The organism is Enterococcus sp. DIV1208, assembly GCF_050530455.1.
Classification (GTDB): Bacteria; Bacillota; Bacilli; order Lactobacillales; family Enterococcaceae; genus Enterococcus_B; species Enterococcus_B hirae.
In genome coordinates this window covers 2,471,172-2,496,968 of sequence record NZ_CP172887.1, presented here as the reverse complement: position 1 = coordinate 2,496,968, position 25,797 = coordinate 2,471,172, and the positions used below count along the sequence as shown (strand labels likewise).

Below are 25,797 nucleotides of genomic sequence, written 5' to 3'. Positions count from 1 at the left end.
TATTTTTTTCAGGGCCCTCTGAAATAATTGACGTTAAATCAAGTCTCTCCTACCTATAATAAAAGTATCACAACCGAAAGAGGAGGGATTGCGATGGTCTGGTATAAAGAAACAGCCCAAGAAGTGATGAAGACACTCAAAACGACTCCAGATGGGCTAAACCAAGATGAGCGTATCAGTCGTTTAAAAGAAAACGGCTATAATCATATAGAAGTAAAAAAGAAAGTTAGTCCATTACGAAAGTTTTTGAAGCATCTGACAGAATTATTGATGATTATCTTATTGGTTGCTTCTTTGTTAAAATTTTTTACAGGAGAAGTGATTGAAGGCAGTATTATTCTGGCAGTCGTTCTCGTCAATAGTTTTGTTGGTTATTGGCAAGAGCGAAAGGCTGAGGAAGCGTTAAACGGCTTAGAAAAACTTTTAGGACAGAACGCGGTGATTTTCACAGAAGGGATCAAAGAATTGGTTCCAGCTAAGGAATTAGTACCAGGTGATTTGTTAGCGTTGAAAGCAGGCGATGTTATACCTGCAGACGTTCGCTTGATTGAGGTCCATGACTTCATGGTAGAAGAAGCCGCATTGACGGGGGAGTCGGAAGCAGTTGAAAAGACTAGCGAACGATTGACGACAACTGTCTCAACCGGAGATCAGAAGAATCTGGCATTTTCTGGTACCTTAGTTCAAACAGGGACTGCGATTGGTGTGGTCATCGAAACGGGAGATACCACTGAAATCGGGAAAATCAATCAGGCACTACAATCAGTCCAACAACAAACTACACCACTCGTTAAAAAGATCAACCAACTAAACAAGCAGATCTTTCGTGGGATTCTTTTCCTTAGCTTGTTCTTACTCTTTTTCACGACATTTAGATATGGCTTGGAAATGAACTTCTTATTTTCAACGATTATTGCTTTGATCGTTTCGATGATCCCGGAAGGTTTACCAGCAGTACTCACGATGATCCTTTCTTTAGGTGTGAACGAAATGGCTAAAGAGCAAGCGATCATTAAAGGCTTGCCTTCTGTGGAAACTCTTGGCTCTATGACCGTGATTTGTTCGGATAAAACAGGAACCCTGACAAAAAACGAAATGAGTGTTGTCGAAACAGTGACGGATCAAGAAGAAACCATGTTGGCAATCATGAAAAACTGCCAAGAGATCCAAACCAAAGCAAATCAAAACGTGACCGAATTAACAGGAAACCCGACCGAACTTGCTTTACTACGTTACACGGCAAAAGCATCACTACCTTTGGAGCCAGTCAAAGGAAAAATCCCATTTAGTTCAAGCTATAAATACATGGCAACAATGCATGACAAACAGGAACATGCGATTGTTTATGTCAAAGGGGCACCAGAAGTATTACTAGCAAAAGCGAACTTGACACCGAAACAAGTCGGAAAATGGCAAGAGGAAGCGATGAAACTCGCCCAAAAAGGACAACGAGTCTTAGGCTTTGCTTATAAGACACTTGCTCCTGATCAAGAATTGGGACATGATCAATTGAACGAACTGACCTTTGTAGGGATTGCAGGAATTATCGATCCACCAAAAGAGAGTGCGATCCGAGCAGTCAAAGAATGTCAAAATGCAGGGATCTCGGTGAAAATGATCACAGGAGACCATAAAGACACTGCGCAGGCAATTGCTGAACAAATCGGTCTCAAACACACAAAAAACGTGTTAGAAGGAATTGACATTGATCGTTTATCCGATGAAGAACTAGCGAAACAAGTGAAATCAGTAGATGTATTTGCCCGAACGACACCGGAACACAAGTTACGGATCGTGGATGCTCTTCAAAAAAATGAAGAAATCGTTGGAATGACGGGTGACGGTGTGAATGATGCGCCAGCTTTGAAGCGTGCTGATGTAGGAATCGCTATGGGAATCAAAGGGAGTGAAGTGAGCAAGCAGGCAGCGGACATGGTACTGGGTGATGATAATTTCCATACGATCGCTAAAGCGGTCAAAGAAGGGCGGAGGATTCTCGACAATCTTCAAAAAACAATCAATTTTTTCTTACCAACAGCTTTAGCCCAAGGACTGGTCATTATTTGGGCACTACTCGTTAACCAGCCGTTACCACTGACACCTGTCCAAATTTTATGGGTGAACATGGTTACTACGATCACGTTATCCTATGCTTTAGGATTTGAAAAAGCTGGTAAGGACACGATGAGTCGCTCACCGAGAGATCCAAAGCAAGGGATTCTCACCCGCTACAGTGTGTTCCGAATCTTTTATGTGTCATTGCTGATCATGATTCCTGCTTATTTACTAGCAATGAGCTTTGAAGGACAAGCGCTCCAACAAACCATGCTTTTACAAAATATCGTAGCTGCTCAAGCTGTGTATATGATCAATTGCCGCGAGTTACTTGATCCTTCATTGAATCGTAGTTTATTTGAAAACAAAGCGTTGTTCTTGTCACTCGGGATGTTGGTCCTCTTGCAAGCAGGAGTGATTTACTTACCGATCGCACAACAGCTAATTGGGACAACAAGTCTTTCCCTGACAGAGCAACTACCGATCTTACTAAATATTCTAATACTTTTTGTAATCGTTGAGATCGAAAAGCGGATCAGTAAGATGATCGCCAAAAAAAGAAATGCTGAGTTACCCACGTAAAAAGTACCACCACAAACAGGAAATAAAAGCTTATAAACGTACTCTTTGGCCATTACCAAATAGACATTTATAAGCTTTTGTTAGTTACTTGATCATTGATCGATGTTAAGACAGAGCATAAAAAAACTAAGTGTGAGTTACAAATACGATCGCAACGATAAGTCACTTAAACGATCCAATTCATTTTTTGTCGGGATCGTTGAAAGATAAATGACAGGCATTGGCGGTGTATCGATCGGAATATTTGAAACTAATAAATCATTTTTCTTGATAGTGATATCTGACAATTGACTCAATTCAATGGGTTCCAAGATCACTCGTTTGCCTAAATAAGCATTTAATTCTTGTTGCAAAAAAGCTTTCCATGAAGGTTCCCCTTGAAAAATAAAATAAATCGTTGCTTGATACGGCTGCACGGCTAAAAGTGTCTGTTGGATCAATAAAGAAAGTAAATAAAAGAAATAAGTCTCATTGGTGACCTTTTTGACCATGCTCGTCGATTCTTTAACTTGTTGCAACAAAGCGAATTTATGAGGATATAACTCTGGGTATTCTTGTTCATATTCTTTTAAATAATAGTGATATTGTTTGGTTGTTTGTTCGATCAATAACGGTGATTCATAGTATTTCAGGAGTAGTAAAATCAAATTTTCCGGTAAGTTTGTTTGTTCTAACTCTTTGATAGCTAAGCTTTCTGATAGACGATTTACAAATTCACGAATGTTTGTTTCTGCAGGGTGACGGTGTAAAATATCCAAGATCATAGGCGGGTAAGAGTTGTTATAGTTCCAACTGTCAAGAAAACAGGAAAAAGCAAACGCTGCTTCTTTATCTTTAAGATAGACCCCTTCAGTTCGGTACAGTTTTTCTAATTCAGGAGCATAGAGTAAAAATAATTGATCCTGGGTAGAAAACAATGAAGTCGGGATTCGACAACCAGCTTTGATCCGAATCGTGTTGATAAAAAACCAACAAATCCCGAATACCTCTTCGGTATCAACAGCTAACTCAGCTTGTCGTAAACGTTTGAGAAATCGGAAGTAGTGTGATTCATGGATCGAGTAATCCTCGAAAAAATAGTTGTTATGGGTAAACGGCATAAGTAACCGATGATAAAATAGCCGAATGGTTTCTTCTTCACCTGAAAACGACAAACGGTGGCGGTTTTGTTCGATCTGTAATTCATAGACGACTAATTGTTGATTCAATTTTTTGACATGACGATTCAATGTTTCGTAAGACAAGCCGTTACGTGCTAAAAAGGTGGGGGTAGCGACTTCTTTAATCGTTAATAATTCTTTCAATAATTGGACACTGATCGACTGTGTCAGAAAAATTTCCCACAGTTCATTTGTCAGGAGATTCTGTTCGTTTTTTAGTTGAATCCCTGATTGGTCACTATTGATTAGCCAGCCTTTAGGTAATTGGGTTTTGATTGTTTGAAGATCAGAAAAAATCGTACGCTCTGTGGTATTGACAACTTCGGCCAATTCGTTCACAGTTATTTGCGAGTGATTCAGTAATAGTTCCACTAAAGAGACTTGGCGTTTGATATCTTTTTCAGTAATGATTTTTTTCATTAAAGAATACATCGGATCAACCTTTCTTTGTTAAGTATGACAAGTGAGGAAGACACTCGTTTCGCCGCATCTTCATAATGAAACCTGATTATTTTAGATAGCGCTTACCATTAGTATAATGAAAAAAGGCACAATATCAAATAAAGGATGAGTTTTTTGGATTTTTTTACTTCAATCAGCCTTCGTTTATTTAAAGTAGAAGTTAGCTAAAAAATTTGACTTATACTAAAATAAGTAAAAAGATAGTCATGTGAGAGGAGTGAGTAGAATGGAAAACAGACTAAACGATTATCGCCGCTTACTAGCGATTGCTCAAGCTGGATTGCTTTATGGGAAAGACGTGTTTGACAAAGAACGATATGAAGAGCTGCAAGAAATCTCGTTGAAGCTGCTGAGTGAAGTGGGATTGGAAACAAAGGAAGAATGGACAAGCCTAATAGAAGCTCATGAAGGATATCCAACACCAAAAGTTGACGTACGTGCATGGATCAAACAAGACGAGAAGATTCTATTGATCGAAGATACAAAAACACAAGAATGGTCATTACCAGGAGGATTTGCAGAAGTTGGTTTGTCTCCTAAAGAAAATATACGTAAAGAAGTCAAAGAAGAAACTGGATTAGAGGTAGAAGTAGGTCAATTATTAGCGATATTTGATACGAATCTGCGCACAGACATCCCTCAAGCCTTTCAGTATTATAAAATTGTTTTTTCTTGCGCTATCTTGTCAGGTACGTTTGTGGCAAACCATGAAACTTCTAATATGAAATTCTTCCACTTAAATGATTTACCAAAACTCTCGCTGAAACGTACGACCAAAGAGCAACTATTGATTTTAGAAAAAGCTACCTTGCCTTATTGTGATTGATCAGGGAAGGTAGTTTTTTATTTTTAGTGATTTTTTGTTGCAAATGCAATAAAAAAGAGTAAAATCATACTAAAGCTAGGTAAGGGAGGGCTAAAATGGACGAAATCATTCGAGAGATTGGAGCAATTGCCCGTGCCTTGGACTCGATTAGTAACATTGAGTTTCAAGAAGTTGATTTGACAAGAGGACAATATCTGTATTTAGTACGAATCTGTGAACATCCTGGCATTATTCAAGAAAAGTTAGCTGAGATGATCAACGTTGACCGAACAACAACGGCACGTGCGGTGAAAAAATTGATAGCAAAAGACCTGATAAAAAGCATGCCAGATAAAAAAAATAAAAAGATAAAAAAACTTTACCCAACGGATCGTGGAAAAAAAGTCTATCCGTTTATCCTTCGAGAGCATCATTATTCCAATCAAGTAGCTGTCAAAGGGTTATCCCAGCAAGAAGTTTTGCAATTACACACACTTTTGCAAAAAGTTCGGAAAAATGTGAGTGAAGATTGGCATTATATAAAAAAAGGAAACAAAAGAATTTATTGAAAGGACTGGAGCGGTGAAAACAATCGAAATCGTAGGGATCAAAGAAACGGAAGTAGAAAAATTACAGGCAATTAGTATCGAGACCTATCAAGCTACCTTTGGTGAACACAACAGTGAAGAATTGATGACGACCTATTTGGATGAAGCTTATGCGCTCGATAAATTGAGGCGAGAACTACAAGAGGAACAGTCAGAATTTTATTGGGCAGTACTAGATGACCGGATTGCTGGCTATCTAAAATTAAATATAGGGCAAGCACAAACAGAAGCAATGGGAGAAGGATTTTTAGAGATCGAACGTATTTATGTCCGATCGCCATTTAAATCTAAAGGGATTGGATCTAGATTGATCGAATTTGCTGTGCAAAAAGCGCAAGAAAAACAAAAAGAGGCGATTTGGTTAGGGGTATGGGAACATAACTATCCTGCCTTAGCTTTTTATAGAAAACATGGATTCCAACATCATAGCCAACATATTTTTTATATGGGAGATGATGCTCAGACAGATTATCTATATGTCAAAAATTTACAGAAATAAAAGGAGTAGAAACATGGAAAAAATCATCGCAGAACAAAATTTTTGGGAAGTCTTTCCAGAAGCAACAATTGAAGTTTTGGTAGTCGAAGGTACCGATAATCATGTAGATAAAGCCAAAGAAGAACAATTCCATCAACTATTGAATGATGCAGCGAAAGAAGCAAGAGGATATTTGACAGAAGAAACATTCAGTCAAAATGAAGTCATTGCCCAATGGCGTCAAGCTTTTTCACGTTTTAAAACCAAAAAAGGAGCCCGTTCATCGATTGAAGCGTTATTAAAAAGAGCTAGCCAAGAACGTGAATTTTTCCCTATCAACCCATTAGTCGATATCTATAACAGTATTTCTCTAACATTTGGTGTGCCATGTGGAGGAGAAGATCAAGAAAAAATCAAAGGGGATCTTCATCTAGGAAAAGCTCATGGTGGTGAAAGTTTCTTACCTCTAGGAGCAGAAGCTGATGCACCAGCTTTACCAGAAGAAATCATTTATTACGATAACGAAGGAGCAATCTGTCGCAGTTTCAACTGGCGAGAAGCGCAACGGACAATGTTGACGGAAGACACGACTAAAGCCATTTTGGTTATTGAATCAGTCACAAAAGAGCAAGCATCACGTGGCGCAAAAGCAATGACAGAATTGAAAAAACGCGTGGAACAAACATTTGGCGTAGAAGGGAAAACATTTACGCTAACGAAGGAACATCCAGAAATGAACATTTGAAGTAGGAGCGAAACGTAGGAAGAAAAAGTAGCTCAACCAATAAGATCACATAGAAAAACGAGGGATTTTTCTATGTGATCTTGTTTTCTCTAACGAGTGTAGTTTTGAATGGTTTCGTTTCACTGTTGTGCCATCAAATCTTATCAAAACAAGACAAACTGACAAAGAATCGTCACAGTCTGTCAAATCTTGTCGGATTTTTCGATTCTTAAACCGAGAATTCTTTGATTATCCGCTTTCATGATATACTTAATGAAAAGGATCAACACCATCAAAGGAGGATCAGAGATGATCGGTAAAACCAGAGTCATGCTTTATGCAGAAAATGTTGAAGTGCTTAGTCAATTTTTTGTCGAAACTCTAGGCGCAACAGTTAGTGAAACGATTGAGTTACCAGAAGAATTTCAAAGTACGATCGTGCAACTTTCACCAGAATTTGAATTAGGGATTTTTCCAAAAGTTTTTGTCCAACGATTTTCGCCAGAAGTGTTAGGTACGACTCCTTCGATCATTTTCTTTACGGATCAATTTGAGGAGATCTATCAAAAAATAGAGAATGCTGGTGAAATCATGGAGAACAATGGCGTAGAGACGTTCAACTTTTCTGATCCAGAAGGAAACTATTTTGTGATCGGTAAGTTGTAATGTTTGAAATCAGAAGAGGTCCTGGTGTTTGAAAAGGAGATGCACAGGACAAGGAATTTAAATAAATGAATAACAAATTTTTGAAGGAAAGGAGAGACTGTCATGAATCTAATCGCAAAAATGGAAGAATATTCACAGAGACGACGAGAAGAAAAAAGTGAAAAAATCCGTATGAAAAACTTGAAGACAGGGAAAAAGCCAACAAAAGGTTGGGGGAAAATGGTAGATACAGGATATGGCGGCTTGAATTCGTTGACTAATTCTAGTGAAATTAGTAAATATTTTTCGGCAGAAAGTGACATCAAGGGATTCATTGCTGAAGAACAAAAACGCATCGGAAAAGAGCAGCTAAAAAATAGCTAAAGCAAACCGATTTGGTACGCTATTTTGTTTGAAATGCTCCTTTTCTATTAAAAAAACTGTTAAATCAGTTCATAACGATCAAAAAAACTTAAAGTTCGGATTTTGCTTGAAATCCGACTTTTTTGTTTACTTATGTTCTGATTTAGTATATGATTAAACACGTTGTTTTTAAATAATTCAAAATTTTGAGGGACTTTTTTATAAATGTTCGGTTTTAGGGGGATGAAAGATGAAGGAAAAACTACTTTCCTACTTCGAGATTGAAAAATTAGGTACCACCGTCAGAAGAGAAATACTTGCAGGCTTTACAACATTTATCTCAATGGCATATATCTTATTTGTCAATCCAACAGTTTTAGGCGCATCAGGAATGGACGAAGGTGCGGTGTTTACGGCTACAGCATTAGCAAGTGCGATCGGCTGTATTTTAATGGGGGTCTTGGCACGTTACCCGATTGGTACTGCGCCAGCATTAGGGATTAATGCCTTTTTTGCTTATTCCGTTTGTTTGGGAATGGGGATTCCTTGGGAAACAGCTTTAGCAGGCGTGTTCGTTGCTTCTTTGATTTTTATTTTAATCACGATTTTCAAATTACGTGAAATGATCATTGATGCAATTCCAGCTGATTTAAAATATGCGATCTCAGGTGGGATTGGCTTATTTATTGCTTTCCTTGGCTTGAATGAAGGAGGAGTCATCGTTTCAAATGAATCCACATTAGTGGGGTTAGGATCACTAAGCGTAGGTTCAACATGGTTGACGATTTTTGGGTTAGTTGTGACAGCAATCTTATTGATAAGACGTGTTCCAGGAGGTATTTTTATTGGGATGGTAGCTAGCACAATTCTTGGATTAGTGACTGGACTTATTCCTATGCCTTCTCAATTAGTTTCAGCTGCACCAAGTTTAAAGCCAACATTCTTAGTTGCATTGAAACATATCGGAGACATCAACTCACTACAAATGTGGGTAGTCGTATTAACCTTTTTATTAGTTACATTCTTTGATACAGCAGGAACGTTAGTCGGTTTAGCTAATCAAGCTGGTTTTATGAAAGATAACAAAATGCCTCGTGTTGGGAAAGCGTTGGCTTCTGATTCAACAGCCATGCTTGCAGGTTCTTTATTAGGAACTTCACCAGTTGGGGCTTTCGTTGAATCTTCTGCCGGAATCGCTGTTGGTGGCCGTTCTGGGATTACTGCAGTAACGACCGGGATCTTATTCCTATTCGGTTTATTCTTTTCACCTTTGCTATCAGTAGTGACTTCACAAGTAACAGCACCAGCACTGATCATTGTCGGTGTATTGATGGCACAATCGTTGCGTCAAATCGAATGGGGCAAGTTAGAGATCGCCATTCCAGCTTTCTTGATCTTGATCGGTATGCCGTTAACTTACAGTATTTCTGATGGGATCGCATTAGGATTTATCTTCTATCCAATTACTATGATCGCAGCAAAACGCGGAAAAGAAGTATCACCGATCATGTATCTGTTATTCTTTGTCTTTATTGGCTTCATGTGGATACTGAACATTAGTTAACTTGATTTAGTTGATTAATTTTTATGATGTGTGACAAGTAAAAAAACCTTGGCAAATGGAGATCTCGCTATTGTTAGCGAGAAAACAAATGCCAGGGTTCTTTTTTGGAAAAAATTGTTATCGGTAACAACTGAAAGTAAAAGACGATAGCATCAAGGTTTAGGCGTGGTGAAAGAAATAAGGAGAATAATGGCTATTTACTCTCGTTTTTGAAAGCGTTACAATTTTTTCGAGGGATCAATAATCTTTAACCAATGGAGGAAAGTATGGAGAAAAAATGGTGGCATCAATCAGTTGTCTATCAAGTATATCCTCATAGTTTTCAAGATACGAATGGGGATGGAGTCGGGGATTTACAAGGAGTGATCACTCGATTGGATTATCTGCATTATTTAGGGATCGATACGATATGGTTATCTCCCGTATATGAATCTCCTAACGACGATAATGGTTACGATATCAGTGATTATCAAGCAATCATGGCCGAATTTGGCACGATGGCTGATATGGAGGAACTGATTGCAGAAGCAAAGAAACGTGAAATAAAAATCATTATGGATCTCGTCGTCAACCACACGTCAGATGAACATGCTTGGTTTATCGAAGCTCGTCAAAGTAAAGAAAATCCGTATCGGGATTATTACATTTGGCGTGACCCAATCAATGGAAATGAGCCTAATCAATTACGGTCGATATTCAGTGGCTCCGCTTGGCAGTTTGATGAAACAACTAGTCAGTATTATTTACATCTTTATAGTAAAAAGCAACCAGATTTAAACTGGGAAAATCCCCATTTACGTCAAGAGATCTATCAGATGATGAACTTTTGGATCGACAAGGGAATCGGTGGTTTCCGAATGGACGTGATCGATACGATTGGGAAGTTACCTGATCAAGAAATAACAAGTAATGGTCCCAAACTTCATGACTATTTACAAGAGATGAATCAAGCTACTTTTGGAAACAAAGATCTGATGACAGTGGGCGAAACTTGGGGAGCAACCACGGACATTGCCAAGCTTTATTCTGATCCCAAGAGAAATGAACTATCGATGATCTTTCAATTTGAACATGTCGGTTTGGATCAACAGGCAGGAAAAGACAAATGGGATTTAAAACCATTAAGTATTCCTGAGTTGAAACAGGTATTATCAAAATGGCAAACTTCTTTAGGGAATGAAGGATGGAACAGTCTATTTTGGAATAACCATGATTTGCCAAGGATCATCTCACGTTGGGGGAATGATCAAGATTATCGAGAAGAAAGTGGTAAAATGTTTGCGATTTTGCTTCATATGATGAAAGGGACACCTTATATTTATCAAGGAGAAGAAATCGGGATGACAAACTACCCGATCAAGGATATTTCTGAAGCGCAAGATATTGAAACGATCAACATGTATCATGAACGGTTAACTTTAGGATTTACTCCGGAAGAAATCTTGTGTTCGATCAATGCAAAAGGGCGTGACAATGCGCGTACACCGATGCAATGGGATAATAGTGAACATGCTGGATTTACCACAGGAACTCCTTGGCTACACGTCAATCCAAACTACCAAACGATCAATGTGAAAACAGCCTTAGCAAAGAAAGATTCTATTTTTTATACGTATAAGCAATTGATCGAGTTACGGAAAAACAATGAACTCATCGTCTGGGGAGATTATCAGTTGGTAACAGATACGCCCGATGACGTATTTGCCTATTATCGGACGTTGAATAATGAACAATGGTTAGTCGTTTGCAATATGTCTGAAAAAAATCAGCCATACACATTGGCTGATCAAGCGATGACACTAGTCATTTCAAACTATCCACAAAAACAGATACCAACAGGCAAACTGAATTTACGTCCTTATGAAGCTTTTGTTTTGAAGACGAGCAAATAAATGACTTGTCCGAACACCTCAAAAAAGAGTATGATAAAAGAAATTTAGACAAGTGTGAGGACCATGATGAAAGTATTGTTTGATTTGATTCCAAAAAAACAAGAGGAGATGGTACTTTTTCAAGTTCATGAAAAGGTACCATTTTTAACTTCGATTGCTGATATTTTAGAGAAATACAAAGTGGAAACTATTTTAGTGAGAGACTATAAAAAAGAAAGAGATGTCTATTTAGATTTATTCTCGATTTTTTATATCGAATACCTTGATCGCAAATGTTTCTTTTATACGGAAAATGAAGTGTATGAGCGAAGATTGACACTAGCTCAGTTAATGAAAGAACTCCCAGAACCATTTATCCAAATATCGAAAACGACTATTTTAAATATCTATATGGTTAAAGAAATCAATTCGTCGCTTTTAAATGGAAATCTCTATGTCACATTACAAAATACAGAAGAGTTACTCGTTAGCCGTTATTTTTCCAAAGCATTAAAAGAAAAAATCGATCAGACTTTTCGCAACAAGTGACAAGAAAAATGCAAGAAATGACAATCAAACTAGCTTCAAGAAGGAAACCTTGTAGAATAAATGTACCTGATAGCTGGTAAGATGAAAAGGAGAGCCCGATGAAATTGATACAACGTATGATGAGAAGTATTGGTATTGGAAGCTTTGCTTTCTTGCTGTTCAAATTAGTTTCACAAACCCATGAGATCACGAGAAATGAGATTCTTTTTGTCTTCTTTCTCTCGGCTTTTATTGGCGTAGTATCGCTGATCGAGCGAATTGAGAAGCTTAATTATCTTCAGATTATACTGCTGCATTTTATTAGTACGTATGCCTTTAGTTATTTCTTGTTGGTGCTGTTAAATGGAAGAGTGTCTGTTCATCTTGAGAGATACACGCTAACCTTTGTGAGTATCTATTTCATTGTGTGGCTTTGTTTGATCATCAGGAACTTTTTACGAGCCCGATTGTTAAATAAACGAATCCAAATAATCAATACACGGCATTCAGGAATTTCAGGAAAGAAAGAAGAATAAAACGTGGAACATCTACAAAATTATCTCATTGTGTTAGTATTGATTCTCTTTATTTTACAGAGATTACTTAAAGAAAGAGCAATCAAAGACACGATGAAAAGTGAAATCATCATTGTATTAGTTGGACTTTATTTAATCATAAGCAACTGGCAAGAAATCATTAAGACTAACCATACCCTTATCCTTATTGTTTTGTCTGTTTTGCTGGGGTTCATCTTTGGCGTGTTACGTGCCCAAACTGTAAAAATCTATCAAAGACAAAGTGACCAGCAATGGGTAAAAAAGGGAACTTGGCTGACCGTCCTTGTATTTATCATAGGGGTCATCATCAATCGTGTCAGCGTATTGCCTTTTGGTGAAAGCGTACCTGCAGTTGCTGAAACTTTGCATATCGGTGTCTCATTATTAGGTGCCAAAGTAGTTTATCTGAAAAAAGTATAAACCAATCAGTCGCATTTTTTTCTTATTCGGCGGTACCTAGTGACAATTTTTTTGAATCATTCTTTTATGAATGGAATAAGACCTCTCTTCAACAAGGAGAGCATGTGAAAAGATAACAGTATGAAACATCAAGAAAGTAAGAAGACTTCAAAAATGATAAAAAATACCAAGACAATTTTTTGCCGTATCTGTTCTCTACTTATCTTATTTCAAATTTTTGGTGCAGCCCATTGTTTGAAGGTGCTTGAATCTTGTTTCTGCGTTTTTATATCCCCTAAAACAGGTTATATTATTCTTTCTAGGAATTTTACATGCTCTTGTTTTCCCTTGTTACTACAGCCTTTTTTGACAAATAACAAAAATCATACTATGATATGTTACGCGGATATTAGGGGGAGAAAACATGGGAAAACCGATTGAACAAGCGTTAAATGATTGTCTGTTTTTTAGTGTGAAAAAATTAGATCGCCTGTTGAATAAAATGGCAGATGAAGCATTTAAGAAAACGGGTTTGACACCGACATATGGGTTTATTTTATTGATTTTAAAAGAAAAAGATGGGTTACCACAAAAGGATATCGCCCAATTACTTTGTTCTGCACCTTCAACGATTGCTCGTTTTGTCGAAAAATTGGAATACAAAGGCTATATCAAAACAGTCAGTGATGGACGCTTGTCATTAGTTTATCTGACGGATCAAGGACGGGAATTTGTAAAAGAAATCGATAGTAGTTGGGAAGAACTACATCATGCATATCAAGAGATTCTAGGATCTGTAGAAAGTGAATGTTTATCTAAAGCAATCAATTCAGCCACTGAAAAACTACAAAAAAAATAAATTTTTTTAATCTAGTTAGTTGTATGCGCAACTAATTATGTGTTTTAATAAACGAAGAGAACTGAATGGAGGAATCACCATGGCAAATTTTAACGAAACAATCACTTTTCCTTCTGGTGTGACATTACCTAACCGTTTGATGATGGCACCTATGACCACCCAGTTAAGTTTTTATAATGGTGTGATTACGGAAGATGAGATCACGTATTACCAAGAACGTTCGAAGGGACTAGGCGCTGTTATTACAGGGGCTGCGAATGTGCAAGATATAGGAAAAGGCTGGCCCGGTGAACTTAGCATAGCGCATGATGAAATGATACCTAGGCTCAGTGACTTGGCAAAGGCAATCAAAGAAAATGGGGCAAAAGCGATCGTACAAATCTTCCATGGCGGACGTATGACGAGTCGAGCAACGTTATCAGGCGAACAAACTGTTTCGGCTAGCGCAATCCCTGCAGAACGACCTAATGCGGAAACACCACGTGCCTTGTCAGAAGACGAAATCTTAGAAACAATCAAGGCTTTTGGTGAAGCAACTAGAAGAGCGATCGAAGCTGGATTTGATGGTGTAGAATTACACGGTGCTAATACGTATTTGATCCAACAATTCTTTTCGCCACATTCTAATCGTCGTGAAGATCAATGGGGCGGAAGCTTAGAAAATCGCTATCGCTTTATTGATGAAGTAGTGAAAAGTGTGTTTCAAGCTGTCGAAACATACGCAACAAAGCCTTTTATCGTAGGTTATCGCTTTTCACCAGAAGAATTTGAAACGCCTGGTATCCGTTTTGAAGATACAATATGGTTAATGGAAAAATTACGTGAAACAAAATTGGATTACCTTCATGTTTCATTAAGTACGTATGATCGTGTTGCTCGTTCTGAGAAATACAATGAGCAATCGATGCTTCACTATCTCCATGAAACAGTGCAAGGAAAAATACCATTAGTGGGTGTAGGGAATGTCCGTAATCGCCAAGATGTTGAAGCCGTTTTATCTGATGCAGAACTTGTTGCAGTCGGTCAGCAACTATTAGTTGACCCCGAATGGGCGGTCAAATTAATGGAAAATCGCGATACAGAACTTGTGACCAAACCATTTGCAAAAGCATATCAAGAACTCTATTTACCTAATCCATTGTATAATTTTTTACAGATCCGTTATCAATCAAATACTAATAGATAAGTGAAGATTTATTAGTAAAGAAAGAAGAGAGAACAATGAAAGTATTGATCGTCTTAACGAATGTGGAAAGATATAAAGGAACCGACCGTCCAACAGGGCTGTGGCTGAGTGAACTGACTCATTTTTATGATGCTTTAGTCAAAAATAATATCTCAGCTGATTTTGTCAGTCCTAAAGGTGGGTATGTTCCTTTGGAGCCGAAGAGTCTGGAAGCGATGGATGAAATCGATTGGAACTATTATCAGGACGAAGATTTCCGTAACCGAGCGTTAGGAAGCACCTTGAGTCCAGCTGAAGTCGACCCAAACGAGTATCGTGCGATTTATTATACCGGTGGACACGGAACCATGTGGGACTTTCCTGAAGCAACGGATCTAGGAAAAATTGCTTCATCGATCTACCAAAATGACGGAATCGTTTCAGCTGTTTGTCATGGTGTAGTCGGGTTACTTCCTGTAGTTGACGTTTCTGGTCAACCGATTTTAGCGGGGAAAACGGTCACTGGTTTTAGTAACGAAGAAGAAACAGCGAATGGAACAACGGACAAAGTACCTTTTCTAACAGAAGATGCCTTGAAAGAAAAAGGAGCAAACTATCAAGCAGGACCAGCTTTTACAGCGGTCGTACATGCAGATGGACAGTTGTTGACCGGACAGAATCCTCAATCTGCCCATCAATTAGGAATCAAAGTCGTTGAATCTTTGAAGAAGTAAGTTGTTAAGGGAAAAAGTTAAGCAAAAAACGAAAATAAACAGTTCCGACGTAGGCCTTCTTATTACAGCATTATAGTAAGTCTGCCAAAAAACAATCCAATTTAACAATAGAAGAAAACTTTATAAAGTAGAGGGTGGAATCTGAAACGTCCTCCAAAATTTAGATTTTTTAGTCTAACTGTTTGGAGTCGCTTCAGATTTTGCCCTCTATTTCTATAAAAAAATAAAAAGAATGTACAACGTAAGTCTAAAAATTGATTTTTTTATGGAGTATGAGAGGTAAAAAAACATGGTAAAATAAAAGCGGATACATAGAAAGTAACTAAGGAAGAAAGGAATGATGAAATGGAATTGCTAGAAAAAGAAACGTTCTATTATAAGTATAACGATCATTTAATTGAACCCGTCCATTGTGCTTTTTTTAAAGAAGACAATAACCAAGGGATTACGAGTCATCAAGAAGCAGTACTGGCCTTTCTCACGTATTTTAATCGGGTATGGTGCATTTGGACACCAAAATTTGTGCCTGGATTAACTCAAAAATTTTCCGAAGTGCCAAAAGTTGAGGTCACACTAACCCCAGAAGTCGAAGCAAGAATAGAAGCTGAGGTAGATGCCCAAATAAAAGGAGATATACAAGGAGAGATCAAATATCTTCAAGCCGTCGGACGAAAAGTAGATCTCAAAAAGCTACAAATTGATCATGAAGAACGCAAACAAGAGCGTTACCAAATGATAAAAGAGCTTAGAAAAGAGCGTGAAGCATTATTGATCAGATTTCCACAACTCTACGAGCGAACTGAAGAAGTAACGCTTACTTATATGGAAGAAACCTCATTTGATACTTATGACGGCTTTCCCATACGGGTCAATCCCGAAATGATGAAAGCTGATGAAATTAGTTCTACCACTTTTTTTGCCAAGGGTGGGGAATACCAAATTGCTTTTTGTAGTTATCTCCAGACCCATCGAACAATCGAAGATTTCCGACGAGTCAATCAACTTCTGTTTCCTGATCGAAGTGAGTTAGTCATTTATCAATGGCATACTGATTTTACCAATTATTATAATGAACCCAGAAGAGATGATGGAGCGTATCTATGGTCGATCTATGACAAAAAAAGGAAACGATTTACAGTGATTGATATTGCCCTAATTATTCCATAAGTGATAAAAAGTGTTTAAGAAAGGAGTTAAGGGAAAAACTTCCTAGCTATTTGGTGTTCAATTCTTTCTCTTTTTATGAAAAAGTAGGTTTATGGTAGTTGTCTTACTTCAGTCGTCTTCATGATAAAATAAAGTGAGGCGTAGCTAAGTAGAGGAGAGTGGAAAAATGGAATTGCTAGAAAAAGAAACGTTCTATTATGAATGTAATGAATATCTAATTGAGCCGGTCAATTGTGCTTTTTTTACTGAGGAAAAGTATCGAGGATATGAAAGTCATCGTGAAGCAGTACTGGCATTTCTTACATATGCTAATCGGGCATGGTGTATCTGGACACCAAAATTTGTGCCTGGATTAACTCAAAAATTAGCCGAAGTGCCAGAAGTTGAGATCACACTAACCCCAGAAGTCGAGGGAAAAATAAAAGCTGGGGTAGATGCCCAAGTAAAAGCAGATATGCAAGGAAAGATCAGATACCTTCAAGCAGGCGGACGAAAAGTAGATCTCAAAAAGCTACAAATGGAGTATGAAGAACGCAAACAAGAGCGTTACCAAATGGTAAAAGAGCTTAGAAAAGAGCGTGAAGCCTTATTGATTATGTTTCCTCAACTGTATGAACGAACTGAAGAAGTAACGCTTACTTATATGGAAGAAACCTCGTTTGATACTTATGACGGCTTTCCTATACGGGTCAATCCCCAAATGATGAAAGCTGATGAAATCAGTTCCACCACTTTTTTTGCCAAGGGTGGGGAATACCAAATTGCTTTTTGTAGTTATCTCCAGACCCATCGAACAATCGAAGATTTCAAACGAGTCAATCAACTCCTGTTTCCTGATCGAAGTGAGTTAGTCATTTATCAATGGCATACTGATTTTACTAACTTTTATAATGAAGGTAGAAGAGATGATGGAGCGTATCTATGGTCGATCTATGATAAGAAACAAAAACGATTTACGGTCATTGATATTGAACTGTTTATCCCGTAGATGATACAAAATGATTAAAAAAGGAGAGTCAAGGGTAGAACTTCCTTGGCTCTCTTTTCTTTAAGGGGAAATCAACAAAATCAAGTACATATTGTAGTTCGATTACTCCATACTACACTATTATTCATAGAGCAAAGTATTTGTTTCTTCTTTATATCTTTTTAGATCTGGAAAAGCAGTGACAATGTAATACTTATGATTTTTTCGAAGTTCGTTCTTCCTTTTTTTGTGAAAAAGTAGTTTTAAATAATTTTATAATTAAAAAGGTTTTATGATGGAATTAAAGGAAAATAGTATGGGGAAGTATAGGAGAGTGATGAAATGGAATTATTAGAAGAAGAAACATGGAATTTCAGAAAAAAAGGTTTTGCTATGAATTATGCTTTTTTTTATGAAGAGAATTATCAAAAGATAATAAGTCATCAAGAAGTTGCATTAGCTTTTCTTAATTACAAAAATAGACTGTGGGCGCTTAGAATTTGGGCGATTAAAACAAAAGATGGAAAGTTTACTAGTAGGGAATATGAAAAGAAGTATCAGGAAACAAGAGAGGAAAAGATTATTTACACTAATTTGCGTTCATTTGATGAAATCAAAGGTTATCCTATCCAAGTAAATCCAGAGTTAATGAATAGCAAAAAAATATCTGTCGAAGAATTTTTTGAAGAAAAAGGAACATATGAACATGCGTTTATGGATAATCCTCAAAATTTATATGGGAAAAAGGAAGATTTTATTGAAATAAACCAGCAACTTTTTCCAGAAAAAAAAGGTTGGAAATCTATCTTTGGAATAATGAATTTACCCAATATTATAATGGGGGGCGAGAAGGACTTGGAGCATATTTATGGACAATCTATGATGTGGAGTACAAAAAGTTTATTGTAATTGATGCTTCGTTAATAATAGATTAATGAGACTGGGACGATAGTTCTTTCTCAAAAAGAAGATAAGTTCGATTTTGATTTTTATTGTCAAAATCGAACTTATTTTTTTATTCTGCAAAAGTTGCCTACTTGATCTAACACCACGGCTGTTCTTATGATCGAAGATTTGCTTCGTTTTTGAGTACATTTTTTGAAACATTAACGGTTACATGATACTCTTCAAATAGGCTATTGGAAAAGAGGGAAATGGATGAGGATCGTGATCATTGGTGGTTCTTTTGCGGGGATCTATGCAGCAATTTCTTTGCGAAAAAGTTGTCCTGACAGTGAGATCATACTTTTGGAAAAACAAGACAAGATTGGGTTTATACCGAGTGGACTCAATTTACTGTTAAAAAAGCAACTCACAAGTAAAGAGCAACTTTATTGGTTGACTAAGGAAGAATTGCAAGCGCTATACGCAATTGATGTGCAAGTACGCACGGAAGTCGTTTCACTTGAAATAGCCACGAAGACTGTGTTTATCCAAAATGGGCGACAGCTTACTTTTGATACATTGGTGATTGCAACGGGTTCGAGTCAGCAATTCAAAAATGGAAACAAAAGTACGCAGATCCGCTCTGTTAAAGATATCCACTTAAAAGAATCTTTGGAACAAAGTCTTGCGAAAGCACAAAAAATTGCTGTGATTGGTGCGGGACAAGTAGGACTTGAATTAGCAGAAGGGTTATATCATCAGCAAAAAGAAATCCATCTCTATGAAAGTCGACCAACATTGTTGTTCCGTTATTTCGATCCCGAAATGGTTGAACCGTTAACACATGAGTTATTGCAACGGCATATCCAATTGTTTTTGAATGAACAAGTACAAACGCTCGAAGAAAACGAGCAAGTGGCCGTAGTGACGGATCAAAAAACAGAAAGCTATGATTTAGTTCTGCTAGCGAATCACACGCGTCCAGACCATCATCTCTGGCAAGATCAGTTGAAGCTAAATGAAGATGGTACGATTTGGGTCGATGAGTATTTGCAAACGTCAGCGAAGGATATTTATGCAATCGGTGATGCGATCCAAGTGACGTTCCAACCGACTCAAGAAAAAATGTATGTCTCTTTGGTCAATAATGCACTACGTACGGCACAAGTGGTCAGTCAAACGATTAGTGGCAAACGTACGAAAGATCCGGGAACCTACCGAGCAATTGGAAATCATTGGTTTGGCTATTTTCTAGGAAGTGTCGGGCTAACGGAAGAAGAAAGTATTTTTTATCCGCAGACTGTCCGTAAAACATATTTGCTTGCCCGCTTAGCTGCGACCAATAGTGAAACGGCGAAAATCAAAGTGATGTGCAATGAAAAGGGACAATTACTTGGTGCGCAGTTGCGAAGTCGAGAGGAGATATTCGATTTATTGGATCGATTCACTCTCGCTATTGAGGAAGGCTGGACGTTAGAGAAATTATTCGAACGGGAGTTATTCTTCCAGCCAGAATATCGGTTGCCGCTTCAATTGATAAAGGTGGTTGATACGCTCGATGAAGATTGAACAATTACTAGAGAAAAAAGAGCAGTTGCAAGTGCTGATTCTTAGGGACATGGTGTTGCATGGTGGAACTGTAGGCACGAATCAATTAAGGGAACAAGTCAATCTTTCTAAAACATCATTTGATCAATATATAGCAGAAATCCCAATGATCGGTAGGATGATGGGGAAGAAAGTAGCAATCAAAAGAAATGAATTTCAAGTCACATTAGAGTTGGCTGAAGATGTCAGCTTAGAAAAAATCATTCTATTCTTAGTTCAACAAAGCTTGAAATTCAATCTGCTTGTTTATTTATTAGAACATCACCAAGCATCGATCGTTCGTCTAGCGACAGCGTTTAATATCAGTGAATCTTCTGTCTTTCGTAAGATCAAAGAATTGAATCAGTTACTGCAAGAATTTTCTCTACAAATCAAAAATGGCCAACTCTATGGTGAGGAATTGCAAGTTCGTTATTTCTACTATGTGTTATTCCAATTTATCTCTGAATCACAACGTCCCCTTTTCTTACAACAGACGCCTGATAAAGCGCCACTTATTTTAGGATTGGAGCGAGCCTTAGAAACGACATTCTCTCAAGAGTCAGCTAGTAAAATCGCCTGCTGGCTGGGGATCACTCGTAAACGGCTATTGAGTGAAAAAACGACGTTTGCTACATTGAAAGAAAAGAAAATACTTTACCAAAAGGATCGTTTGTATCAAACACTTGATCCGGTCATTTCACTTTATTTAAGTCGGACAGCTGCTGAGATCAGTGGCTATGAGCCTTTAATGTTTTACAGTTTTTTTGTCTCGTTTGCTGTGTTATCAGAAGAACATTTTTATCAATATGATTTAACCCGAAGCAAAAAATTACCAACAGCTGTATTAGATACGTACATTAGAGAAACGATGTTGTGGCACTATCGTCCACGAAAGTTGAAGATCAAGGAAGAAAAAGCAGTCGGTTATCAATTAGCTCAAATCGATAATGAGTTTTATTTTTTTCGAGGAGTCATGATGATCTATGAGCCAGAGCATCTCCTGCAACAACAGAAAAAGATGTTAGGCCGCTCCCTTAGTCAATTACTCGAACGATTGAAAGAAACAACGCTGACACAACTACCTGCTAAACAAGGTGAAGAAGCTGCTTTAAGTTATCTCATGATTCAGTATGCCAATATTCTTATGATGATCGATTTTTATATTGCGAAATCGGTCACTATCGGAATCGATATTGAAACATTACCGATTTATCGAGTGGCATTTCAACAATTTTTGTTAAGAGAACTAAAAGGAATCAGTGGAATTGAGATTGAAAATCGACGACCAGGAAAAAAGTATGATTTAGTGATTACATTTAATCAAGAAGATCCTCATCAAAATTATTATTATTTATCAGAGTTTGCTTCAAGCTATGATATCGCAAGGTTAAAGCAAAAAATCGAAGAAGAAAAAAAAGCAAAAAATTAAAAACTGTCAAAAAAACAGAAAATAAATGTTTTTTTGGCAGTTTCTAAAAAATGAATCGGTGTAAGATAAAGATAAGTTTAGAAAGCGTTTGCAGATAATGGAGGAGATCAGAATGACAGAATCAACATACATCATGGCGATTGACCAAGGAACGACAAGTTCACGAGCAATTATTTATGACAAAAAAGGTAGACATATCGGTAGTTCGCAAAAAGAATTCACGCAATATTTTCCTAAAGAGAGCTGGGTGGAACATGATGCGAATGAAATCTGGAACTCCGTACAGTCGGTCATTGCAGGAGCATTTATTGAATCTGGGATCAAACCGAATCAAATCGCAGGCATCGGGATCACTAACCAACGTGAAACGACGGTGATCTGGGAAAAAGATACTGGACGTCCGATTTATCATGCTGTGGTCTGGCAATCTCGTCAATCCGCATCAATTGCTGATAATTTAAAAAAGGAAGGCTACCAAGACTTTTTCCATAAAAAAACAGGTTTAGTGATTGATGCCTATTTTTCTGCTACAAAAATACGTTGGATTCTTGACCATGTAGAGGGAGCGCAAGAACGTGCTGAAAAAGGCGAATTGCTTTTTGGTACGATCGATTCATGGCTGGTATGGAAATTAACAGACGGTCAAGCACATGTGACGGATTATTCCAATGCAAGTCGGACGATGTTGTTTAATATTCACGATCTTGATTGGGATCAGGAAATCCTTGATCTCTTGAACATTCCTCGAGCAATGCTGCCAAAACCGACTTCTAATTCAGAAATTTATGGTTATACACAAGGGTATCATTTCTATGGAAGTGAAGTGCCGATTTCTGGGATGGCTGGTGACCAGCAAGCTGCTTTGTTTGGACAAATGGCTTTTGAACCTGGAATGGTCAAAAATACGTATGGTACAGGATCATTTATCGTCATGAATACTGGGGAAGAACCACAACTATCCAAGAACAATCTATTAACGACGATTGGTTATGGAATCAATGGCAAGGTTTACTATGCACTGGAAGGGAGCATTTTCGTAGCAGGTTCTTCCATCCAATGGTTGCGAGATGGGTTGCAAATGTTACAAAAAGCAAGTGATTCCGAAGAGGCAGCAAAACGTTCCACAAGTGAGGATGAAGTCTATGTCGTGCCAGCATTTGTTGGGTTAGGGGCACCTTATTGGGATCAAGCTGCGAGAGGTTCGATGTTTGGGTTGACACGTGGGACGACCAAAGAAGACATTATCAAAGCAACCTTACAATCGATTGCATACCAAGTAAGAGATATCATTGATACGATGCAAGAAGACACAGGGATCAAAATACCAGTCTTGAAGGTCGATGGTGGAGCAGCGAATAATGAATATTTGATGCAATTTCAGACAGATATTTTAAATATTCCGATCCAACGAGCAGAAAATCTGGAAACTACGGCATTAGGTGCGGCATTTCTAGCTGGTTTAGCGGTTGGTTTTTGGAAAGATACAGATGAAATCAGAGAATTTTATGAAGCGGGCAAGATGTTTGAAGTAGAGATGCCTGAAGAGCGTAGAGAAAAATTATATGGCGGTTGGAAAAAAGCGGTAGTAGCAACACAAGCATTTGAGTAAAGGGAGGGAATGTCATGTTTTCAAGAGGAACAAGACAAGAAAGTATTGAAAAAATGCAACACGAAAAGTTGGATCTGCTGATTATTGGTGGCGGTATCACAGGGGCTGGTGTGGCGCTTCAAGCCGCTGCATCAGGAATTAAAACGGGGCTAATCGAGATGCAAGACTTTGCAGAAGGTACTTCTTCACGCTCCACAAAATTAGTACACGGAGGGATTCGTTATCTTAAAACTTTTGACGTCGAAGTTGTAGCAGATACTGTAGGCGAACGAGCGGTGGTCCAAGGTATTGCGCCACACATTCCAAAACCTGATCCAATGTTACTACCGATCTATGAAGATGAGGGGGCAACGACGTTTAATATGTTTTCAGTCAAAGTGGCAATGGATCTCTACGATAAATTGGCAAATGTGACTGGAACAAAATATGAAAACTATACGCTGACACCAGAAGAAGTGTTAGAACGAGAACCATTTTTGAAAAAAGAAGGGTTAAAGGGCGCTGGTGTTTATCTAGATTTTCGGAACAATGATTCACGTTTAGTGATCGATAACATCAAAAAAGCAGCAGAAGATGGCGCTTACCTAGTAAGTAAAATGAAAGCGATTGGCTTTTTATATGAAGGAGATCAAATCGTGGGTGTCAAAGCACGTGATCTGCTAACGGATCAAGTCGTGGAAATCCACGCAAAAATAGTGATCAACACAAGTGGTCCATGGGTCGATAAAATCCGTAACTTGAATTTCAAACGTGCGGTATCACCTAAGATGCGACCAACCAAAGGTGTTCATCTAGTCGTAGATGCTAAAAAACTGCCTGTTCCACAACCAACATATTTTGACACGGGCAAACAAGATGGCCGAATGGTTTTTGCCATTCCACGAGAAAATAAAACGTATTTTGGAACGACAGATACGGACTATCAAGGGGACTATACGGATCCAAAAGTAACGCAAGAAGATGTGGACTATTTATTAGATGTCATCAATCATCGTTACCCAGATGCAAACATCACCCTCGCAGACATCGAATCAAGTTGGGCAGGGTTACGCCCATTATTGATCGGTAATTCTGGTTCTGACTATAACGGTGGTGACAACGGCTCTATTTCAGATAAAAGCTTTAGCAAAGTCGTTGATACGGTTACTGAATATAAAGAAAACAAGGCTTCTCGGTTAGAAGTAGAGGATGTATTGAATCATTTAGAAAACAGCCGTGATGAAAAAGCCCCTTCTTCGATTTCTCGAGGTAGCTCATTAGAACGTGAATCGGATGGTTTGGTGACACTATCAGGTGGGAAGATCACAGACTACCGTAAGATGGCGGAGGGAGCACTAAAATTAATCCGCCAGTTGTTGAAAGATGACTACCGGATGTCAGTAAAAGAAATCGATTCGAAACATTATCCCGTTTCTGGAGGAGATTTTGATCCAACAAAAATGGAAGAAACTGTGGAAGAATTGACAAAAATCGGAGTTGAATCTGGTTTAGCAGAAGCTGATGCAAAATACATTGCAGATTTTTATGGAACCAATGCGAAAAAGATTTTTGCTTTGGCAAAAGAAATGACACCGTATGAAGGACTAAGTTTAGCTGAATCTGCTCGTTTACGTTATGGGTTAGAAGAAGAAATGGTATTAGCACCAGGCGACTACTTGATTCGCCGCACGAATCACTTGTTGTTTGAACGTGATCAACTTGATGCAATCAAACAACCGATCATTGATGCCATTGCGTCTTACTTCGCTTGGTCAGCAGAAGAGAAGAAGCGTCAAGAAGCTCATTTAGAAGAATTGATCGCAGAGTCGGATCTACGTGAATTGAAGGGGGAAAAATAGATGAGTGCAGAAATGACGCAGATCATGGGAGAATTTATTGGTACGATGATTTTAGTTTTACTTGGTGATGGGGTATGTGCTGCGGTTAACTTGAACAAGAGTAAAGCCCAAGCTTCTGGTTGGATCGTGATTGCTTTCGGTTGGGGACTAGCCGTTACAATGGCTGTCTATATTTCCGGATTTATGGGACCTGCTCATTTGAATCCAGCCGTATCTTTAGCGATGGCGATGACCGGTGCAATTGGCTGGAACCTAGTGATTCCGTTTATTATTGCGCAAATGTTAGGTGCGATCGTCGGTGCTGTTTTAGTTTGGTTGACGTATTTACCACATTGGAGTGTGACAAAAGACCAAGGCGCAATTTTAGGTACATTTGCGACAGGTCCTGCCATTCGAAATTATCCAGCGAACTTTATCACCGAGTTGATCGGTACTTTCGTTTTAGTACTAGGACTATTAGCGTTTGGACAAAACTCATTTGCCGATGGTACGAATGTCTTTGCTGTCGGAGGTTTGATCTTAGCAATCGGTCTTTCCCTAGGAGGACCAACTGGCTATGCGATCAACCCAGCTCGTGACCTAGGTCCACGTCTGACCCATGCGATTCTACCAATTGCAAACAAAGGAAACTCAGACTGGGGCTATTCATGGATACCAGTAGTAGCGCCAATGGTCGGAGCTGTCGTGGCTGTGGGCATGTATATGTTGATGGTATAAAAAGGCGGTAAAGTGTGTTATTCATTAATAAATAAT

Annotated in this window: 24 protein-coding genes; 23 read left to right on the top strand and 1 reads right to left on the bottom strand. The window is 38.2% G+C overall.

Annotated features, from left to right (window positions below; translation table 11 throughout):
* Positions 1 to 93 precede the first annotated feature (93 nt).
* On the top strand, positions 94 to 2,637 hold the full coding sequence (locus IGK91_RS11555) for an HAD-IC family P-type ATPase (RefSeq protein WP_034867962.1): 2,544 nt from the start codon (positions 94 to 96) through the stop codon (positions 2,635 to 2,637).
* A gap of 137 nt (positions 2,638 to 2,774) precedes the next feature.
* Here the strand turns inward: IGK91_RS11555 and IGK91_RS11550 are convergent, their stop codons facing one another.
* Positions 2,775 to 4,229, bottom strand: a complete 1,455-nt coding sequence (locus IGK91_RS11550) for a helix-turn-helix domain-containing protein (RefSeq protein WP_010737011.1) — start codon at positions 4,227 to 4,229, stop codon at positions 2,775 to 2,777.
* 256 nt (positions 4,230 to 4,485) lie between these two features.
* Between IGK91_RS11550 and IGK91_RS11545 the strand changes: the two genes are divergently transcribed.
* From IGK91_RS11545 to IGK91_RS11440, 22 genes are all read left to right on the top strand, one after another.
* Positions 4,486 to 5,085 (top strand): NUDIX hydrolase, encoded by a 600-nt coding sequence (locus tag IGK91_RS11545; RefSeq protein WP_010737012.1) that lies wholly within the window; start codon positions 4,486 to 4,488, stop codon positions 5,083 to 5,085.
* Positions 5,086 to 5,180: 95 nt separating this feature from the next.
* Entirely contained in the window at positions 5,181 to 5,633 is a 453-nt protein-coding gene (locus IGK91_RS11540) for a MarR family winged helix-turn-helix transcriptional regulator (RefSeq protein WP_010737013.1), read from the top strand.
* Between the two features lie 13 nt (positions 5,634 to 5,646).
* Positions 5,647 to 6,171, top strand: coding sequence for a GNAT family N-acetyltransferase (locus IGK91_RS11535; protein WP_010737014.1), 525 nt, complete (start codon positions 5,647 to 5,649; stop codon positions 6,169 to 6,171).
* Positions 6,172 to 6,184: 13 nt separating this feature from the next.
* The gene (locus tag IGK91_RS11530; RefSeq protein ID WP_081123424.1) at positions 6,185 to 6,895 is read left to right on the top strand and encodes a B3/B4 domain-containing protein; all 711 of its coding nucleotides are present in this window, start codon (positions 6,185 to 6,187) and stop codon (positions 6,893 to 6,895) included.
* A gap of 288 nt (positions 6,896 to 7,183) precedes the next feature.
* Positions 7,184 to 7,540 carry a VOC family protein gene (locus IGK91_RS11525; protein ID WP_010720978.1) on the top strand — a complete coding sequence of 119 codons (357 nt, stop codon included), beginning with the start codon at positions 7,184 to 7,186 and terminating at the stop codon, positions 7,538 to 7,540.
* Positions 7,541 to 7,642: 102 nt separating this feature from the next.
* Positions 7,643 to 7,903, top strand: coding sequence for a hypothetical protein (locus IGK91_RS11520; RefSeq protein ID WP_010737016.1), 261 nt, complete (start codon positions 7,643 to 7,645; stop codon positions 7,901 to 7,903).
* A 229-nt stretch (positions 7,904 to 8,132) separates the two neighbouring features.
* A complete protein-coding gene (locus tag IGK91_RS11515; protein ID WP_010737017.1) occupies positions 8,133 to 9,446 on the top strand; it encodes an NCS2 family permease in 1,314 nt (437 codons plus the stop codon).
* Positions 9,447 to 9,712: 266 nt separating this feature from the next.
* Positions 9,713 to 11,338: a glycoside hydrolase family 13 protein gene (locus IGK91_RS11510; RefSeq protein ID WP_010737018.1), complete on the top strand. Its 1,626-nt coding sequence runs from the start codon at positions 9,713 to 9,715 to the stop codon at positions 11,336 to 11,338.
* 66 nt (positions 11,339 to 11,404) lie between these two features.
* The gene (locus IGK91_RS11505; RefSeq protein ID WP_010737019.1) at positions 11,405 to 11,866 is read left to right on the top strand and encodes a LytTR family DNA-binding domain-containing protein; all 462 of its coding nucleotides are present in this window, start codon (positions 11,405 to 11,407) and stop codon (positions 11,864 to 11,866) included.
* Between the two features lie 98 nt (positions 11,867 to 11,964).
* Entirely contained in the window at positions 11,965 to 12,381 is a 417-nt protein-coding gene (locus IGK91_RS11500; RefSeq protein ID WP_010737020.1) for a DUF3021 family protein, read from the top strand.
* Positions 12,382 to 12,384: 3 nt separating this feature from the next.
* The gene (locus tag IGK91_RS11495) at positions 12,385 to 12,822 is read left to right on the top strand and encodes a hypothetical protein (protein ID WP_010737021.1); all 438 of its coding nucleotides are present in this window, start codon (positions 12,385 to 12,387) and stop codon (positions 12,820 to 12,822) included.
* 403 nt (positions 12,823 to 13,225) lie between these two features.
* The gene (locus IGK91_RS11490) at positions 13,226 to 13,660 is read left to right on the top strand and encodes a MarR family winged helix-turn-helix transcriptional regulator (RefSeq protein WP_010720971.1); all 435 of its coding nucleotides are present in this window, start codon (positions 13,226 to 13,228) and stop codon (positions 13,658 to 13,660) included.
* 79 nt (positions 13,661 to 13,739) lie between these two features.
* A complete protein-coding gene (locus tag IGK91_RS11485) occupies positions 13,740 to 14,846 on the top strand; it encodes an NADH-dependent flavin oxidoreductase (protein WP_010737022.1) in 1,107 nt (368 codons plus the stop codon).
* Positions 14,847 to 14,881: 35 nt separating this feature from the next.
* Positions 14,882 to 15,559, top strand: a complete 678-nt coding sequence (locus IGK91_RS11480) for a type 1 glutamine amidotransferase domain-containing protein (RefSeq protein WP_010737023.1) — start codon at positions 14,882 to 14,884, stop codon at positions 15,557 to 15,559.
* 345 nt (positions 15,560 to 15,904) lie between these two features.
* Positions 15,905 to 16,726, top strand: a complete 822-nt coding sequence (locus tag IGK91_RS11475) for a hypothetical protein (RefSeq protein WP_034867953.1) — start codon at positions 15,905 to 15,907, stop codon at positions 16,724 to 16,726.
* Between the two features lie 166 nt (positions 16,727 to 16,892).
* Positions 16,893 to 17,714 carry a hypothetical protein gene (locus tag IGK91_RS11470; RefSeq protein WP_034867950.1) on the top strand — a complete coding sequence of 274 codons (822 nt, stop codon included), beginning with the start codon at positions 16,893 to 16,895 and terminating at the stop codon, positions 17,712 to 17,714.
* 321 nt (positions 17,715 to 18,035) lie between these two features.
* The gene (locus IGK91_RS11465) at positions 18,036 to 18,602 is read left to right on the top strand and encodes a hypothetical protein (protein ID WP_258924979.1); all 567 of its coding nucleotides are present in this window, start codon (positions 18,036 to 18,038) and stop codon (positions 18,600 to 18,602) included.
* A gap of 249 nt (positions 18,603 to 18,851) precedes the next feature.
* The gene (locus IGK91_RS11460; RefSeq protein WP_010737026.1) at positions 18,852 to 20,147 is read left to right on the top strand and encodes an FAD-dependent oxidoreductase; all 1,296 of its coding nucleotides are present in this window, start codon (positions 18,852 to 18,854) and stop codon (positions 20,145 to 20,147) included.
* Positions 20,137 to 21,597: a helix-turn-helix domain-containing protein gene (locus IGK91_RS11455; RefSeq protein ID WP_430605301.1), complete on the top strand. Its 1,461-nt coding sequence runs from the start codon at positions 20,137 to 20,139 to the stop codon at positions 21,595 to 21,597. Before IGK91_RS11460 ends, IGK91_RS11455 begins: the two co-directional genes overlap by 11 nt.
* 112 nt (positions 21,598 to 21,709) lie before the next feature.
* Complete coding sequence (glpK, locus tag IGK91_RS11450) at positions 21,710 to 23,206, top strand: glycerol kinase GlpK (protein ID WP_010720962.1); 1,497 nt, start codon at positions 21,710 to 21,712, stop codon at positions 23,204 to 23,206.
* A 14-nt stretch (positions 23,207 to 23,220) separates the two neighbouring features.
* Positions 23,221 to 25,044 carry a type 1 glycerol-3-phosphate oxidase gene (glpO, locus tag IGK91_RS11445; RefSeq protein ID WP_181934418.1) on the top strand — a complete coding sequence of 608 codons (1,824 nt, stop codon included), beginning with the start codon at positions 23,221 to 23,223 and terminating at the stop codon, positions 25,042 to 25,044.
* The gene (locus IGK91_RS11440; RefSeq protein ID WP_010720960.1) at positions 25,045 to 25,761 is read left to right on the top strand and encodes an MIP/aquaporin family protein; all 717 of its coding nucleotides are present in this window, start codon (positions 25,045 to 25,047) and stop codon (positions 25,759 to 25,761) included.
* Positions 25,762 to 25,797: the final 36 nt, after the last annotated feature.

Coding starts and splice junctions, on each gene's coding strand:
- IGK91_RS11525 (WP_010720978.1), top strand. CDS start 7,184: ATGATCGGTAAAACCAGAGTCATGCTTTATGCAGAAAATGTTGAAGTG.
- IGK91_RS11530 (WP_081123424.1), top strand. CDS start 6,185: ATGGAAAAAATCATCGCAGAACAAAATTTTTGGGAAGTCTTTCCAGAA.
- IGK91_RS11515 (WP_010737017.1), top strand. CDS start 8,133: ATGAAGGAAAAACTACTTTCCTACTTCGAGATTGAAAAATTAGGTACC.
- IGK91_RS11460 (WP_010737026.1), top strand. CDS start 18,852: ATGAGGATCGTGATCATTGGTGGTTCTTTTGCGGGGATCTATGCAGCA.
- IGK91_RS11550 (WP_010737011.1), bottom strand. CDS start 4,229: ATGTATTCTTTAATGAAAAAAATCATTACTGAAAAAGATATCAAACGC.
- IGK91_RS11440 (WP_010720960.1), top strand. CDS start 25,045: ATGAGTGCAGAAATGACGCAGATCATGGGAGAATTTATTGGTACGATG.
- IGK91_RS11480 (WP_010737023.1), top strand. CDS start 14,882: ATGAAAGTATTGATCGTCTTAACGAATGTGGAAAGATATAAAGGAACC.
- IGK91_RS11540 (WP_010737013.1), top strand. CDS start 5,181: ATGGACGAAATCATTCGAGAGATTGGAGCAATTGCCCGTGCCTTGGAC.
- IGK91_RS11500 (WP_010737020.1), top strand. CDS start 11,965: ATGAAATTGATACAACGTATGATGAGAAGTATTGGTATTGGAAGCTTT.
- IGK91_RS11465 (WP_258924979.1), top strand. CDS start 18,036: ATGGAATTATTAGAAGAAGAAACATGGAATTTCAGAAAAAAAGGTTTT.
- IGK91_RS11555 (WP_034867962.1), top strand. CDS start 94: ATGGTCTGGTATAAAGAAACAGCCCAAGAAGTGATGAAGACACTCAAA.
- IGK91_RS11490 (WP_010720971.1), top strand. CDS start 13,226: ATGGGAAAACCGATTGAACAAGCGTTAAATGATTGTCTGTTTTTTAGT.
- IGK91_RS11470 (WP_034867950.1), top strand. CDS start 16,893: ATGGAATTGCTAGAAAAAGAAACGTTCTATTATGAATGTAATGAATAT.
- IGK91_RS11510 (WP_010737018.1), top strand. CDS start 9,713: ATGGAGAAAAAATGGTGGCATCAATCAGTTGTCTATCAAGTATATCCT.
- IGK91_RS11545 (WP_010737012.1), top strand. CDS start 4,486: ATGGAAAACAGACTAAACGATTATCGCCGCTTACTAGCGATTGCTCAA.
- glpO (WP_181934418.1), top strand. CDS start 23,221: ATGTTTTCAAGAGGAACAAGACAAGAAAGTATTGAAAAAATGCAACAC.
- IGK91_RS11475 (WP_034867953.1), top strand. CDS start 15,905: ATGGAATTGCTAGAAAAAGAAACGTTCTATTATAAGTATAACGATCAT.
- IGK91_RS11505 (WP_010737019.1), top strand. CDS start 11,405: ATGAAAGTATTGTTTGATTTGATTCCAAAAAAACAAGAGGAGATGGTA.
- IGK91_RS11485 (WP_010737022.1), top strand. CDS start 13,740: ATGGCAAATTTTAACGAAACAATCACTTTTCCTTCTGGTGTGACATTA.
- IGK91_RS11455 (WP_430605301.1), top strand. CDS start 20,137: ATGAAGATTGAACAATTACTAGAGAAAAAAGAGCAGTTGCAAGTGCTG.
- glpK (WP_010720962.1), top strand. CDS start 21,710: ATGACAGAATCAACATACATCATGGCGATTGACCAAGGAACGACAAGT.
- IGK91_RS11520 (WP_010737016.1), top strand. CDS start 7,643: ATGAATCTAATCGCAAAAATGGAAGAATATTCACAGAGACGACGAGAA.